This is a genomic window from Streptomyces sp. DF42, from assembly GCF_058267695.1.
Window position 1 is genome coordinate 5,786,607 of record NZ_CM177859.1, and the last position, 14,942, is coordinate 5,801,548.

13 protein-coding genes, 1 pseudogene and 1 riboswitch are annotated in these 14,942 nt (G+C 70.1%); of the genes and pseudogenes, 9 read left to right on the forward strand and 5 right to left on the reverse strand.

Features of this window, described 5'->3' with window-relative positions; all coding sequences use genetic code 11:
• The first annotated feature begins 81 nt into the window (after window positions 1-81).
• The 3 genes from ACYUED_RS26570 to ACYUED_RS26580 all read left to right on the forward strand — a co-directional run bounded on the left by ACYUED_RS26570 (window position 82) and on the right by ACYUED_RS26580 (window position 3,543).
• A complete protein-coding gene (locus ACYUED_RS26570; protein ID WP_491285694.1) occupies window positions 82-1,329 on the forward strand; it encodes a carboxylate--amine ligase in 1,248 nt (415 codons plus the stop codon).
• Between the two features lie 65 nt (window positions 1,330-1,394).
• Window positions 1,395-2,627 (forward strand): FAD-dependent oxidoreductase, encoded by a 1,233-nt coding sequence (locus ACYUED_RS26575; protein WP_491285696.1) that lies wholly within the window; start codon window positions 1,395-1,397, stop codon window positions 2,625-2,627.
• A gap of 103 nt (window positions 2,628-2,730) precedes the next feature.
• A complete protein-coding gene (locus ACYUED_RS26580; RefSeq protein ID WP_491285698.1) occupies window positions 2,731-3,543 on the forward strand; it encodes an HAD family hydrolase in 813 nt (270 codons plus the stop codon).
• 6 nt (window positions 3,544-3,549) lie between these two features.
• Here the strand turns inward: ACYUED_RS26580 and ACYUED_RS26585 are convergent, their stop codons facing one another.
• Together ACYUED_RS26585 and ACYUED_RS26590 are read right to left on the reverse strand one after the other, a co-directional pair.
• Window positions 3,550-4,032, reverse strand: a complete 483-nt coding sequence (locus ACYUED_RS26585; RefSeq protein WP_491285700.1) for a transglycosylase SLT domain-containing protein — start codon at window positions 4,030-4,032, stop codon at window positions 3,550-3,552.
• A gap of 3 nt (window positions 4,033-4,035) precedes the next feature.
• A riboswitch (cyclic di-AMP (ydaO/yuaA leader) is annotated at window positions 4,036-4,211 on the reverse strand.
• 393 nt (window positions 4,212-4,604) lie between these two features.
• A pseudogene (locus ACYUED_RS26590) lies at window positions 4,605-4,816 on the reverse strand (CocE/NonD family hydrolase); the annotation flags it as partial.
• 385 nt (window positions 4,817-5,201) lie between these two features.
• Between ACYUED_RS26590 and ACYUED_RS26595 the strand changes: the two are divergent.
• From ACYUED_RS26595 to ACYUED_RS26615, 5 genes are all read left to right on the forward strand, one after another.
• Window positions 5,202-6,212 (forward strand): polyprenyl synthetase family protein, encoded by a 1,011-nt coding sequence (locus tag ACYUED_RS26595; protein WP_491285702.1) that lies wholly within the window; start codon window positions 5,202-5,204, stop codon window positions 6,210-6,212.
• A gap of 192 nt (window positions 6,213-6,404) precedes the next feature.
• Complete coding sequence (locus ACYUED_RS26600; RefSeq protein WP_491285704.1) at window positions 6,405-7,418, forward strand: CHRD domain-containing protein; 1,014 nt, start codon at window positions 6,405-6,407, stop codon at window positions 7,416-7,418.
• Between the two features lie 264 nt (window positions 7,419-7,682).
• Window positions 7,683-8,927 carry a LolA family protein gene (locus ACYUED_RS26605; RefSeq protein WP_491285706.1) on the forward strand — a complete coding sequence of 415 codons (1,245 nt, stop codon included), beginning with the start codon at window positions 7,683-7,685 and terminating at the stop codon, window positions 8,925-8,927.
• 83 nt (window positions 8,928-9,010) lie between these two features.
• Complete coding sequence (locus ACYUED_RS26610; protein WP_491285709.1) at window positions 9,011-9,985, forward strand: ABC transporter ATP-binding protein; 975 nt, start codon at window positions 9,011-9,013, stop codon at window positions 9,983-9,985.
• Window positions 9,972-10,847 carry an ABC transporter permease gene (locus ACYUED_RS26615; RefSeq protein WP_491285711.1) on the forward strand — a complete coding sequence of 292 codons (876 nt, stop codon included), beginning with the start codon at window positions 9,972-9,974 and terminating at the stop codon, window positions 10,845-10,847. The genes ACYUED_RS26610 and ACYUED_RS26615 overlap by 14 nt, the downstream gene beginning before the upstream one ends.
• A gap of 3 nt (window positions 10,848-10,850) precedes the next feature.
• Here the strand turns inward: ACYUED_RS26615 and ACYUED_RS26620 are convergent, their stop codons facing one another.
• Window positions 10,851-11,441 carry a flavodoxin family protein gene (locus ACYUED_RS26620; protein WP_491285715.1) on the reverse strand — a complete coding sequence of 197 codons (591 nt, stop codon included), beginning with the start codon at window positions 11,439-11,441 and terminating at the stop codon, window positions 10,851-10,853.
• Between the two features lie 120 nt (window positions 11,442-11,561).
• Window positions 11,562-12,077, reverse strand: a complete 516-nt coding sequence (locus ACYUED_RS26625; RefSeq protein ID WP_491285717.1) for a DUF6668 family protein — start codon at window positions 12,075-12,077, stop codon at window positions 11,562-11,564.
• A 257-nt stretch (window positions 12,078-12,334) separates the two neighbouring features.
• On the opposite strand from ACYUED_RS26625, the gene ACYUED_RS26630 reads away from it, so the two are divergent.
• Complete coding sequence (locus ACYUED_RS26630) at window positions 12,335-13,873, forward strand: tetratricopeptide repeat protein (RefSeq protein ID WP_491285720.1); 1,539 nt, start codon at window positions 12,335-12,337, stop codon at window positions 13,871-13,873.
• A gap of 35 nt (window positions 13,874-13,908) precedes the next feature.
• On the opposite strand, the gene ACYUED_RS26635 is transcribed toward ACYUED_RS26630, so the two are convergent.
• Window positions 13,909-14,859: a M28 family metallopeptidase gene (locus ACYUED_RS26635; protein WP_491285722.1), complete on the reverse strand. Its 951-nt coding sequence runs from the start codon at window positions 14,857-14,859 to the stop codon at window positions 13,909-13,911.
• Between the last annotated feature and the right edge of the window lie 83 nt (window positions 14,860-14,942).

Genomic DNA, 14,942 nt, shown 5'->3' on the forward strand with positions numbered 1-14,942 from the left:
TCCTTTGGGGGACACGGACGGGGTGGGTCCGGTCCGTAGGGGGGACGCGTGGGGGGACCCGTGGCCAGGAGCAGCAGGAGTGTGCCTTTTGAGGCCGACCGTGATGTGCCCGGCCTGATCGTCAAGTTCGGCGACTATCCGCTGCACCACGGCGGCGTCGGCGCGATCCGCAGCCTGGGCCGCCTGGGCGTGCCGATGTACGCGATCACGGAGGACCGCTACACGCCCGCCGCCTCCTCCCGCTATCTCAAGAAGGCCTTCGTCTGGCCGACCACCGGCACCGAGAATCCCGACCGTCTGGTGGAAGGCCTGCTGCGCGTCGGCCGCCGCATCGGCCGTCCCACCGTCCTCGTCCCCACGGACGAGGAGGCAGCCGTCCTGATCGCCGAGAACCAGGACGCGCTCAAGAGCTTCTTCCTCTTCCCGCGCGTCGAACCGGCCCTGCCGCGCCGCCTCGCCAGCAAGCAGGGCCTGCACGAACTGTGCGTGGAACACGGCATCCCGAGCCCGACGGCCGCGTTCCCGCGGACGTACGACGACATCGTGGCCTTCGCCGACAAGGCCCGTTTCCCGGTGGTGGCCAAGAACCGCGAGGCGTTCATGCGGCGCAAGCAGCCCGCGGTGAACGGCACGACGAGGATCGCCACCCGCGAGGGCCTGCTCACCCTCGCCCGCGACTGGGGCGAGCACCCCGGGGTGATCCTCCAGGAGTACCTGCCGCGGGAGGACGCCGAGGACTGGATCGTGCACGCCTACTTCGACCAGGACTCGACCCCGCTCGCCATGTTCACCGGAGTCAAGGTGCGCTCCTGGCCACCGCACGCGGGCATGACGGCGAACGCGTACGTCGTCGACAATCCGGAACTCGCGGACCTTGCCGCGCGTTTCATCAAACAGATCGGCTTCACCGGCATCATCGACCTCGACCTGCGCTTCGACCGGCGCGACGGCCTGTACAAACTCCTCGACTTCAACCCGCGCATGGGCGCCCAGTTCCGGCTCTTCGAGAACGAGTCCGGGGTGGACGTCGTCCGCGCCATGCATCTGGATCTGACCGGGCGCCCCGTCCCGGAGGGGGAACAGCGGGCCGGCCACCGGTACATCGTGGAGAACATCGACCTGCCCGCCCTGCTCGCCTACCGCCGCAGCGGCTATACGACGCCGCACGCACCGGCGCGCGCGAGCGGGACGGAGCTGGCCTGGCTCGCGGGTGACGACCCGCTGCCGTTCGTCACGATGCTCGCGCGCTTCGTGCGGCCTGGCGCGAAGCACCTGTACCAACTGTGGCGGACCAACCGCCGTGGCAGCAGCACCAGTTCGAGCAGCTAGCCGGCAGTTCCAGCTGCGAGAGCCGGACACGAAGTGACGAAGTGATTGTCCTGGGGAGGGACTTCGTGATTCAACCGGTTGCAATCATCGGCGCCGGGCCCTTCGGCCTGTCGACCGCCGCCCATCTGCGAGCGCGCGGCATCCCCGTCCGCGTCTTCGGCGACCCCATGGTCAGCTGGCGCGACCACATGCCCGTCGGAATGCTCCTGAAGTCGACTCCGGTCGCCTCCAATTTCGACGCCCCGCAGCAGGGGCACAACCTCGTCGACTACTGCGACGCCGCCGGCATCAAGCGGCTCGTGACGGACGAGGACATCATCCCGGTCGAGACGTTCATCGCCTACGGCGAGTGGTTCCAGCAGAAGCTGGTGCCCGAGCTGGAGCAGGTGCGGGTCGTGTCGGTGGAGCGGAGCAAGAGCGGCGGCTTCGAACTGAAGCTGGACTCGGGCGAGTTGTTCACCGCCCGCGCGGTCGTCGTGGCGACCGGGCTGTCCGGCCTGGAGCGCCTGCCGGCCGAGCTCGCCTCGGCCGCGCCGGACGGGCCCACGCCCACGGGCCCGGTCTCCCACAGCTCTCAGCAGCACGACCTCACGCGCTACGCCGGCAAGGACCTGATCGTCGTCGGCGCCGGCCAGTCCGCGCTGGAGACGGCGGCGCTGGCGGCGGAGGCGGGCGCGCAGGTCAGGCTGGTGTCCCGCGGCCGCGGCAGGGTCGCCTTCGGGGCACCGCCGTGGAAGCAGCCGAAACTGCGCCCCGAGTCGCCCTTCGGCCGCGCCTGGTCCCTGTGGGCCCTCAGCTACTACCCGCACGCCTACCGCTACCTCCCGGCCGAGGTACGCCACTATCTGGTGCGCCGCGTCCTCGGCCCGCTCGGCGCCTGGTGGCTGCGCGACCGCTTCGAGGGGAAGGTGCAGGTCAGCGAGGTCGACCGGATCGTGCGCACGGACGCGGCGGACGGCGGCCCGACCCTGACGGTCCGTACGCACGCGGGTGGCCTCCAGAAGCTGTCCGCGGACCACGTCATCGCGGCGACCGGATACCGCGTGGACATCGCCGCGATGGACGTCCTCGGCCACGGACTGCGCACAGGTCTGGCGGTGAGCCGGGGCGCGCCCAAACTGGGCGCGGGGTACGTCTCCTCGGTTCCGGGCCTGTACTTCACGGGCCTGCCGGCCGCGTCGTCGTACGGCCCCGTGATGCGCTTCGTGTGCGGCACGGAGTTCGCCTCTCCGAGGCTCGCCACACACCTGGCCGCAGCGCACGGACAGGCGGGCGCCGCGCACCCCACCCGGCGATGAAGAGCCCACCGGAGCAGGGGAGTTGACCAAGGATCGGCGGTGCACTCCGCCATCGTCCGGTTCGCGGTGAGTCGGTGGGGCGTCCTGTCCGTATTCTCTGATCATGGCCGCACCCACCGCATATGCACTCATCGCCACCGACCTGGACGGCACGCTGCTCCGAGGCGACGACACGCTGTCCGACCGGTCTCTCGCAGCGCTCGCGCGGGTGGCCGAGGCCGGCGCCCGTCACCTCGTCGTGACGGGTCGGCCGGCGCCCGGAGTGCGGCCGCTCCTGGATGCCCTGGGCAGCACGGGGCTCGCGGTGTGCGGACAGGGCGCGCAGGTGTACGACGCCGGCGCGGACCGTCTGCTGTGGTCCGTCACGCTGGACCAGGAGCTGGCCGAGACCGCCCTCGGCAAGATCGAGGCCGAGGTGGGCCAGGTGTACGCGGCCGTCGACCAGGACGGAGTGGAGGGACTCACGCTCATCGAACCGGGCTATCTGATGCCGCACCCGACCCTGCCGGCCGTGCGGGTCGACCGGCGCGACGACCTGTGGGGCGAGCCCATCAGCAAGGTGCTGCTGCGCCATCCCGACCTGTCCGACGACGAGTTGGCGTCGACGGCGCGCACGGTGGTCGGTTCGCTGGCCACCGTCACCATGTCCGGACCCGGGACCGTCGAACTCCAGCCATGCGGCATCACGAAGGCGACGGGCCTCGCGCTGGCCGCCGCACACCTGGGACTCGGACCGGAGCGGACGATCGCCTTCGGTGACATGCCCAACGACATCCCGATGTTCGACTGGGCCGCCCACGGCGTCGCCATGGCCAACGCACATCCCGAACTCAAGGCGGTGGCCGACGAGATCACCACGTCGAACGAGGACGACGGCATCGCCGTCGTCCTCGAAAGACTCTTCCCGAGCGGGTGATACGGCTCAGTACGCGCCGAACACGTTGTCGATCGATCCGTACCGCGCGGCCGCGTACTTGCAGGCGGCGGTGATGTTCGCGACCGGGTCGTAGGGGTCGTACAAGGTGCCGGGCACGTGGTAGGCGAGGAACGTCGGGTCGATGACCTGCAGCAGCCCCTTGGACGGGGTGCCGGCGGCCGCGTTCGAGTCCCAGAGGTTGATGGCGGCCGGGTTGCCCGAGGATTCGCGGATGACGTTGCGGTAAATGCCGTTGTACGTCCCGGGGATGCCGTTCTGTGCCATCACCTGCAGGGAGGCCCGGATCCAGCCGTCGAGGTTGTCGGCGTAGCCCAGGGACCTGGCGGTGGCCACGGTCGGGGTGGCCGCGGAGGCGCTGGTCGCTCCGATGATCGGGAGGGCGAGAACGGCGGCGCCCGTGCCGATGACGGCGAGCTTGCGGGCGAGGCGGGAGTTCTTGGTGCGGCGGTGCTGAGCGGCAGCAGGCATGGCGAGGTTCCTCTCCGGCGCCTACGAGGTGAGCTGTCGGGTTCGGGCGGGAGCTGCCCGGCCGCGCCGCCCTGCGGCGACGCGACTTCACCCCTAGCCGGTCCGGGACGGTGCCCGGTCCGGCGGCTTACCTGGTTCCCCCGCTCCTGCCGTGCGAGTGAGTTCGTCGATGGGTCGTGTCCAGGCGGCGGCAGGATTCGGCGTTCCGCCCGACAGGCCGGGAACGTATGCGAGAGCACATGTCCGGAACAAGTACTGAATTCACAGATCACGCCTATTGACCTTGGTCTGAGGCATATGGGTCGCTTGATCCTTTGCGGTTGCCAACCCTCAACTTGCGTACGGGTGAAGGAAAATCGACAGAAGTCGGACGGCCGTCGACTCGCGCGACGGCGTGACCCAACTCACTGGCTCCGGTAACAGTGGCAAATCGGGCAATAGGCCCAACTCGTAGTCAATCAACTGTTCATGAGGTCCACGTCCCCCTGGTTCGAAGGAAGATCACCTCTCTATCTTCGTTGCACACCGCCTGATTAGGGGCGAAAGGGACTCTCTGTCGCAGGTGGTCTACGGGGGATCCGGGAGTGGCGGACGAGCACGGTGGCCGCCCGCGCGCGCATGTCCACCGTGAGGACGGAACCTCCTCTGTGGTGCGCGTCGTTGTCATGGCAGTCGTCCGTCGAGCACGCCTTGACGACCGCTTGAGCGGCTCGGGCGGGAGGGTCGCGATCTGGAGGGAGCTGAAGCCGCCCCAGGAGATGCCGGACATGCCCACCCTCATGGAGTAGTGGCCGCGGGGCCGGAAAGAGTGAGAGCAGACCCCCCGGTCGGCCGAAGGGGGCGGGGTCGTCCTCAAGGTGGCTGCCCGCTGCCGGATGCGGCGTCCGTCTTCGTCCGGGGCGCAGGCCGTCCACCTGTCGGAGCCGGCAGAGGCGCCGACAGGCAAGGCGACAGGTGGGGCGACAGGCAAGGTGATGGGAAAGTCGATAGATATCCGCTCATATCAGGTGATCAAAAACATACCGGTCGTGATCCGATACCGCCCGTGGTGGACGGGTGGGTGGCATCGGTGATCGAAAGGTGACCGGATACGCTGACTTGAGTGATGTCAGCGACCTATCGACAAACCGTGTAACCGCCAGCAGACACCAGCAGACAGGAGACCCCTCGTGACCGTCGTCGGGCCGTTCGGGCTGAGCGTGCGGGACCAGGCTCTGGAAGCCGATGTCCAGGCCGGATTGGCGGCCGTCGAGGAAGGTTTGCTCGAAGCCACCAAGAGTGAGGTGCCCTTCATCACGGAGGCCGCCCAGCACCTGGTGCGGGCGGGTGGGAAGCGGTTCCGCCCGCTGCTCGTGATGCTCGCCGCCCAGTTCGGTGATCCGTACGCCCCCGGGATCGTGCCGTCGGCCGTGGTGGTGGAGCTGACCCATCTGGCCACGCTGTACCACGACGACGTGATGGACGAGGCCGCGGTGCGGCGCGGTGTGGACAGCGCCAACACCCGCTGGGGCAACTCGGTCGCGGTCCTCACCGGCGATTTCCTGTTCGCGCGCGCCTCGCACATCCTGGCCGACCTCGGCCCCGAGGCGGTCCGGGTCCAGGCGGAGGCGTTCGAGCGGTTGGTCACCGGGCAGATCCTGGAGACGGCGGGGCCGCAGGACGGGCGGGACCCGGTCGATCACTACGTGGACGTGCTGGGGGGCAAGACGGGCTCGCTGGTGGCCGTGTCGTGCCGCTTCGGCGCGATGATGTCGGGCGCCGACGAGACGGTCGTGGACGTGCTGACGCAGTACGGGGAGCGGCTCGGCGTGGCCTTCCAGCTGGCCGACGACGTGCTGGACATCGCCTCCGACTCGCGCGAGTCCGGAAAGACGCCGGGCACCGATCTGCGCGAGGGGATCCCCACCATGCCGGTGCTCCGGCTGCGGGAGCGGGCGGCGCGGCTGGGACTGGCCGAGGACATCGCCCTGTGTGAGCTGCTGGACTCCGACCTGGGCGACGACGCGCGGCTCGCGGAGGCACTCACGGCACTGCGCGCGCACCCCGCGCTGGAGCAGGCGCGCCGGGACACCGTGCGCTACGCCGAGGAGGCGCGGGCGGCGCTGGCTCCGCTGCCGGAGTGCGGCGCGAGGCTCGCGCTGATGGAAATGTGCGACGCCGTGGTGCACCGGGCCGGCTGAACTCGCCACTGACCTGCGTCTGAACTCGACGCGGACCTGCGTCTGAACGCGCCATGGACCTGCGTCTAAGGCAGTGTGATGCCTGTCACATGTCTGTACTGAGTCCAAACTGAGATCACTTCCGTAGTCATACGCAGAAGGCCGACGCAGGGGGCGTCGGCCGGTCTACGGGGAGAAAACAGAATCATGGGCATGAAAGCGACGTTCTCGAAGCGCCGTAAGAGCCTGATCGTCACCGCTGTCGCGGTGGCCGCCGCCGGCGGTGTAGCCGCCGCGGTGATTCCCGCCTTCGCAGCCGGAGGCACCCGCGCCGACCACGCGGACCACTCCGGCGGCATGGGCGGCCAGAGCATCGTGACCCAGAGCGGGACCGTGTCCGGCGGCACCGGGGGGACCCTCCTCGCCGCCAGTCTGCGGGGAGCCAACGAGGTTCCCGTGGCGGGCGGTCCGGCCGTCGGCGACAAGGACGGTGCCGCGGTGGAGTTCATCAAGGTGAAGGGCGATATGGTGTCCGTGGCCGTGACCTGGCGCGGAACCGGCAAGCCGACCATGCTCCACATCCACCAGGGCGCCAACGGCACCAACGGCGGCGTCAAGGTCGACTTCACCGACCTGCTGAAGAAGAGCAAGCGGCACAGCGTCACCGGCACCGTCAAGGTCGAGGACCACGACCTGCTCGCCGCTCTCACGTCCGATCCCGGTTCCTTCTACGCCAACCTGCACACCGCCGAGTTCCCCGGTGGAGCCGTCCGAGGCCGGCTCCACAAGGTCACGGTCGCCGCCTTCGACTTCCGCCACGCCCTGGACAACTTCCAGGCGTCGGTCGTCAAGGGCAAGCAGATCTACGAGTGCAAGCCGGCCGACGGCGGCGGCTACGCCTTCGCCCAGCGGGACGTCAACGCCCTGCTCGGCGGCGGCATCCGGCACACGTTCGTCAAGCCCAACTCCGGTACCCCGCAGTGGGTCGCGCCGGACGGCAGCGCGGTGACCGGAGCCGTGCTGTCGAAGACGCCGAACGGGGACGGCAACATCCCTGAGCTCGACCTCGAGGCCACCCGGTCCGGCAAACACCACGGCCTGCTCGCGGACACCGCCGAGATCCTGCGGCTCAACACCCTCGGCGGAGTCGCCCCGTCCGGCTCCTACTCGCCGGGCGCGATCGTCGGCGTCCCCTACCAGGCGGACTACGTGTTCCTGCAGAGCTGATCGAGTAGTTGACACAACCTCACCAGGACGGCGTCTTCCCTCGTGACCCCTACGGGTCGGGGGAGGCGCCGCCCTCTCGTGTCATACCCCAGGAGTACGCGGAGTTGCCTCCGGGGTCTGACGCTTCTTCCCGGCCGATTTGGTGAGATGGAAACCACGGAAAACACCACTCCTCACCGATTCGGGTGAGAATGGCGGCTCGGGGTGGACAACGAGAGCACGACAGTTGGGCAAGCCGCCGCCGACGACGGAGGTAGTGCACACATGGCACCGTACGAATCCGACGACAGTACGACCGCCGGGGAGGCCGACGACCTGCGCGCGGGCCGGCGCAAGGCCGCGCGGTACGTGGTCCCGGTCGCGGTGGTGGGGGTGGCGGCGGCGACCATCGGCCTCGTCCCGGCCCTCGCCAACTCCGGCGACCCTGACCTGCCGAAGATCAGCGCACAGCAACTCATCGACAAGATCGCCAAGTCGGACGTCCAGCAGATGTCCGGCACGGTGAAGATCAGCACGGATCTGGGACTGCCGAACCTCGGCGGTCTCGAAAACAGCCTGACGTCCGGCGCCGCGGGGTCGGGTGACGGCTCGTCCGCCGACCCGTCCTCCAAGCTCACGGAGCTTGCCACCGGTACCCACACCCTGCGTGTCGCGGCCGACGGCCCGGACCGCCAGAAGGTGTCGCTGCTGGAGCATGCGGCGGAGTACAGCCTCATCCACAACGGCAAGGACGTCTGGGGCTACGACAGCCAGTCGAACGAGGTCTACCACTCGGCCTCTCCCGGCAACGCGAGCGCGAAGCAGAACGAAGACGTCCCCGCCACGCCCAAGGACCTCACCGAGGACGTCCTGAGGTCGGTCGACGACACCACGTCGGTGACCGTTCAGGGGACCGCCCAGGTCGCGGGCCGTGACGCGTACCGGCTGGTCGTCAAGCCGAAGCAGTCCGGTTCGACGGTCGGTCAGATCACCGTGGCCGTGGACTCGAAGACCGGGCTGCCGCTGAAGTTCACGCTCACCCCGTCGAGCGGTGGCGCCGCGGTCATCGACGCCGGCTTCACCCAGGTCAGCTTCGCCAGGCCGAGTGCCTCGACCTTCGACTTCACCGTGCCCAAGGGCGCGAAGGTCACCGAGGACAGCCAGGCCGAGCACAGGAGCAAGGCCGAGCACGGGAGCCGGACCGAGCACGGGAGCAAGGGCAGCGACAAGGCTCCGAAGCCGGACGAGGGCCTCGCCAAGGGCCTCGACGGACTGAACGTCATCGGCAAGGGCTGGAACTCCATCGCCACCTTCGACACCGGCGGCCAGGGCATGCCCTCCGGCTCCGAGGCCGGCGGCGGAGCCGTCGGCGGCTTCCTGGATTCGCTCGGCGACAAGGTCTCCGGCAAGTTCGGCTCGGGCACGGTCTTCAAGACCCGCCTGATCAACGCCCTGATGACCGACGACGGCAAGGTCTACGTCGGCGCGGTGACCAAGGACGCGCTGGTGAAGGCGGCGAACGCGGGCTAGCCGGGAACCTTGCGCGGCGGCCACTCGTACTCACTGTGTGTAACCGCCGCACGAGGTCGTACGAGCACGAATCGAGGGAGCCGATGGACGAGCCGTCCGCCGCGGAGCCGGAACAGAGCGAGCCGGGTGACAGCGTCATCGCCACCCGGGCGCTCACCAAGCGCTACCGAGGCGGACAGCTCGCCGTCGACGGCCTGGACCTGACCGTCCCGGCGGGCAGCGTCTTCGGCTTCCTCGGTCCGAACGGCTCGGGCAAGACCACCACCATCCGCATGCTGATGGGCCTCATCGAGCCCACCTCGGGCACGGCGCGTGTGCTCGGCCGGCCCATGCCACGGGCCTCGCGCGCCGTGCTCCCGCACGTCGGCGCTCTCATCGAGGGACCCGCCCTGTACGGCTTCCTCTCCGGACGCGACAACCTCCTTCGCTACGACGCCGCCGACCCGACCGCCGATCCGCGCACCCGGCGCGTCCGCGTCACGGCGGCGCTGGAGCGGGTGGGCCTGACGGCTGCGGCCGGCAAGAAGGCGAAGGCGTACTCGCTGGGCATGAAACAGCGGCTCGGCCTCGCGGCCGCGCTGCTGCAGTCACGCAAACTGCTCGTGCTCGACGAGCCGACCAACGGGCTCGACCCGCAGGGAATGCGCGAAATCCGTTCCCTGGTCAGGGAGTTGGCCTCCGATGGCACGACCGTCTTCCTCTCCTCCCACCTTCTCGACGAGATCGAGCAGGTCTGCACCCATGCCGCGGTGATGGCGCAGGGGCGCCTGATCACCCAGGGCGCCGTGGCCGACCTGGCGGCGGGGGCGCGCGGCCGACTGGTCGTCACCACCCCCGACACCGTGGACGCGGCCCGCGTCCTGAAGGAGCAGGGCGCCGCCGATGTCGTCACCGCCGAGGATCGCGTGACCGCCGAGCCGCCGGACGGCGACCTCGCCGAGGTGAACGCCGCGCTGGTGACGGCCGGTGTCCGCGTGCGCGGCTTCGGCGTGGAGCGGGCCTCCCTGGAGGACGCGTTCGTGGCGCTGACGGGGGAGGGCTTCGATGTCGCAGGCTGAGGCGATCCGCGCTCCACGGCTGCTGTGGACCTTCGGGCTCCTGCGCAGCGAACTGCTCACCACGTTCCGGCGCTGGCGCACCCTCGCGTTGCTGGCCGTCCTGGCGGCCGTGCCGATCCTGGTGGGGATCGCCGTCAAGATCGAGACGAGCGACGGTTCGTCCGCGGGCGGGGGCCGGGGTGGCGGCGGGGGCCCGGCGTTCATCTCGCAGATCACCAACAACGGCCTGTTCCTGGTCTTCACCGCGCTGGCCGCCACGCTCCCGTTCTTCCTGCCGATGGCGATCGGGGTCGTCGCGGGCGACGCGATCGCCGGCGAGTCGAACTCGGGCACCCTGCGCTATCTCCTGGTCGCCCCCGCCGGCCGCACCCGTCTGCTGCTCACCAAGTACGCGACGGTGATGACGTTCTGCCTGGTCGCCACCCTCGTCGTCGCGGTCTCGGCATTGACGGTCGGAGCCGTTCTCTTCCCGCTCGGCGACCTGACGACCATCTCCGGCACACAGATCAGCTTCGGCGAGGGCCTGGCCAGAGCCCTGCTGATCGCCCTGATCGTCGCCGTGTCCCTCATCGGCGTCGCGGCACTCGGTCTGTTCGTCTCGACACTGACCGGCAGCGGCATCGCGGCGATGGCGACCACCGTCGGACTGCTGATCACGGTCCAGATCCTCGACCAGATACCCCAACTCCACGCGATACAGCCGTACTTCTTCTCCCACTACTGGCTGTCCTTCGCCGACCTCATGCGCGAGCCGATCTACTGGGACGACCTGGTGAAGAACCTCGAACTGCAGGCCCTGTACGCGGCGGTGTTCGGCTCGGCGGCCTGGGCGCGGTTCACGACGAAGGACATCACGGCGTAGGGCTCAGCCGACTTGGTGCGGGAAGCGGGCGAGCGGTGCCTCCTGTGTGAAGAAGGTCTTGGCGCGGGCCAGTGCGTCGGTGTCGTTCAGTACGTCACCGCGCCCGCTGCCGTTGCCGAGGAGCACCCCTCCGAAGCGCATCCCCAGATAGGCGGCCGAGTTGTTGAGTGCGCCGACCAGCGGCTCGGCGACCGCCGGCTCGTGGTCCGCGAGCGCGGTGACGCCCCAGAGCGTGCGGCCGGCCATGGTCGCCTTGAAGTCGGTGCCGGGGGTGCGCAGCCAGCCCGACCAGTAGTCGAGGTAGCGCTTGGTGAGGCTGGAGAGCGAGTACCAGTACAGCGGCGAGGCGATCACCACGTCGGTGGCCGCCAGTGTGGCGTCGAGCAGCAGCGCCGGGGCGGTTCCGGTGGGCGGGTGCACATGCTCGCTGTCGCGTCGCAGGTCCAGGAAGTCGGGCAGTGGCTGCTCGGCAAGGCTGATCCACTGCTGCTCGACATCCCGCGGCAGCTGCTCGGCGGCCCGGCGGGCGAGCAGCTCGGTGTTTCCGTCGGTGCGGCTGCTGCCCAGGACGAACAGGAAGCGGCGGTGGGTCATGAGGTCCCCCAGATGATCGGCGTGATCGGTGTGATGGGCGCAGAACAATTACAAGTACCTGCATTATATGCGCACGCATCTACATGTCCAGGGGGTGCCGACGCACCAGCTCCCGACCCTCTACCTGCGCCGCGTGGTCGCCCCGGTGAGGCGGGCCAGCGCCGCCGTCTCGCGCGGCGGCGTCCCGTTCAGGTCGCCGAGACGCCAGTCGGGCACCCAGGGCACGCGGTACACGTCGATGTGCGACTCGATCAGCCGGACCTGCTTCTCAAGGGGCCGCGGCAGCCGCCCCGGCGCGTCCGCGACGAGAACGACGGCGTCGAGGTCGAGCCCGGGCGGAGCCTCCCCGAGCCGGAAGACCTCCAGGGCGCGCAGGACGGCCGCCAGTCCGGAGGTGTGCGTACGGGCGACGAGCAGGACGGACCGAGGGGCGTCGGGGCCGGGCCAGTCACGGCCGCAGTCGTGACCGCCGTAGACGGCGGTGAGCGTGGAGACGCCGGCGCCGCCGTGTGTGCCGACCCAGGAGTAGCGCCGGGCGGTCGCGGCGGAATGGGCGGGCTCGCTGTGTCCCGGCTCCGGTACGGTGACCGGGCCGCGGATCCATATCTCCGGTCCCTGCTGCACGTCCGTGCACATGCCCGCTCTCCTTCCTCGCCATGCCCACCGATCCTCATGGCCCGGGATTCGGTCACGCGACGGCGAGCGATCTCCTGGGACGAGTCTGTGACGCCACGGTGACGTGAGAACCGGGAGCGACCGGAGAGACTACGCAACAGTACGTGCAAGGCCGGAGCTTGACGCCGGGGGAGCGGAAACCCGACGGCGGGAGGGAGCACCATGGAATCCGGACGCGCTGTCCGCCGACTCCCCGACGCATCCGAGTGAGGGAACCGATGTCTCGACTCAGCCGCGAGAAGAAGCGGGATCAGAACCGCGCCGTGGGCTCGGCGGCCCTGCTGACGGCACCGATCGACGTCCGCGTCCCCGCGGCCGGCACCGTCGGCGCGTGGGTCGGCGGCGTGCCGGTCGCCGCGGCCGCCGGTGAGGAGATCCAGCAGGCCGTCCTGAACCACCTCCAGCGCGTGGCCCTCGCCACGGGCAACCCCGTCCACGCCACGGTCCACGACGAGCGGATCGGTTACGTCGTACACCTTCGGGTGGACGCGGACGGGGCCAGCAGTTTCACGGGGGAACCCGTAGGGATGACTGCTCCTGCGGGGGAGCCGCGGGACGCGGCGAAGGGCCGGCCGGCCCTGCCTCCTGTGCCGTCCCCGCCACCAGCACCGTCCCCTGACCGGTCACTGCCGCCGTCCCCGCCGCCCGCGCCGGCCCTACCGCCCGCGCCGCCCTCGCCGTCGGTGCCGGCCCTGTCGCCCGCGCCGTCCCCGTCGCCCGCCGTGCCGGAGGCTTCCCTCGCCGAGCCGGTGGCCTCGTACACCGAGCCCTCGGAGGCCTCCGCCGCCGTGGAACCGGGGCAGCCCGAGGAGCCGCCCCGGCGTGACAAGCCGACGCATGTCCTTCGTGCGACGCAGGAACCCGTGCGGGAGACCGCCCCGACCTTCCCGCTGCGGGCGGTCTCGGAGCCGCTGCCGCTGGGTGAGAACGTGCCGACGTTCCCTCTGAGGGCCGTCCCGGAGCCGTCGGACGGTACGACGGGAGGGGCGGCGCAGACGTTCGCGCTGCGAGCGCTGCCGGAGCCGCCCGAGGGCAGGGCCCCCGGCACGGTCGCGGCGCCGACGGGCGAGTTCGGCCCGCCCCCGCCGATGGACGTGGTGCCGCAGCGTGGCCTCGAACCCGAGGACGCACCCGCACCCCGCCGGGAACCCGCACGTGACCGCTCGGCCGGTACCCTCCTCGTCGTCCCCCCGGACCCGGCCCTCGACCCCGACCCCAAGCCCACCCCGGCACGCGGCTTCGACGCCGTGGCCGAGGCGGTACTCGGCGACGAACCGCCGACCACGCCCGACTTCCTCGCGGAGCCGATGGCGCAGATCAACGAGGCCGTGAAGGCGGGGCGGGTGGAGACGGCCGCAGGGCTGGCCGAGAGCGCGGTCGGGGAGGCGTCGGCGGCGCTCGGAGCGGAGCACACCGAGGTGCTGCGGCTGCGCGAACTCACGGCGTACATCGCCTATTTGGCGGGTGACCCGATCCGTTCCTTCCGGCTCTCGCTCGACCTCGCCGGGATCCGCCGTCGCGCCCGGGACGCGGAGGCGGCCTACGGCAACATCCAGAGCGCGGCCTCCGCCTGGCGTGCCGTGCGCGATCCGCAGCAGGGCCTGGACCTGGGCCGCGATCTGATCGGCCTGTGGACCGAGCTCACGGCCGAGGACGGTCCGGCCGCCGACGACATCGAGCAGCTGGAGTCGGCCCGCGCCCGAATGGGCCGACTCACGGAACGCGCCCGCAAGTCGGCCCGGCCGCCGATGGGTTGACCGTAGGCCCGATGGGTTGAACGGCTGCTCGGACGCTAGGAGGACAGCTCCCACAGTGCGTGCGCGATGGCGTCGCTGTTGTGGTCCAGCGCGGTGGTGTCGATGTTGGACGCGGTGTCGCAGGACGCGTGGTAGCAGCGGTCGAAGGCCCGCCCCGACGTGCCGCCCCACCGGGCCGCCTGGGCCGCCGTCTTGATGTAGTCGGCGCCGCTGAACAGCCCACCCACCGCAACGCCCGCGTCCTTGAACGGCGCGTGGTCGGAGCGGCCGTCGCCCTCGGTCTCGGGCTCGGTGGCGATGCCGAGGCCGGTGAAGTAGTCCTTGAACGTCTTCTCGATCGCCGGGTCGTCGTCGTAGACGAAGTAGCCGGGGTTGGGCGAGCCGATCATGTCGAAGTTCAGATAGTCGCTGATCTTCGAACGGTTCACGGTGGAGAGGCCGTTGACGTAGTAGCGGGAGCCGACCATCCCCAGCTCCTCGGCGCCCCACCAGGCGAACCGCAGGTGCTTGGCCGGCTTGTAGCCGGCCTGCGACACCGCGAGCGCGGTCTCCAGGATGCCGGCTGAGCCGGAGCCGTTGTCGTTGATGCCGGGCCCGGCGGTGACGCTGTCCAGATGGGACCCGGCCATGACGACCTGGTTCGTGTCGCCGCCCGGCCAGTCGGCGATCAGGTTGTAGCCGGTACGGCCCGAGGACGTGAACTGCTGGACGGTGGTGGTGAATCCGGCCGCGTCCAGTTTGGCCTTCACATAGTCGAGCGAGGCCTTGTAGCCGGCCCGGCCGTGCGCACGGTTGCCGCCGTTGGCGGTGGCGATGGTCTGCAGTTGGGCGAGGTGGGCCTTGACGTTGGCCACGGAGATGTCGGGCGCGGCGGCGGCCGCCGGTGCCGCAGCGGGTGCCGCGCCGGCTATGGATCCACCGGTCAGGAGCATGACAGCCGAAACGGTGACGGCCGCCGTCGCACGCCCGGAAACGGAGAGCTTCATGTGGGGGGCTCCGAAGTCCTTCGATCGAACAGGGTCCCCGGATGGTGAAGCTTTGACCAACTAGGAGTCAAGAGCGTTATCAG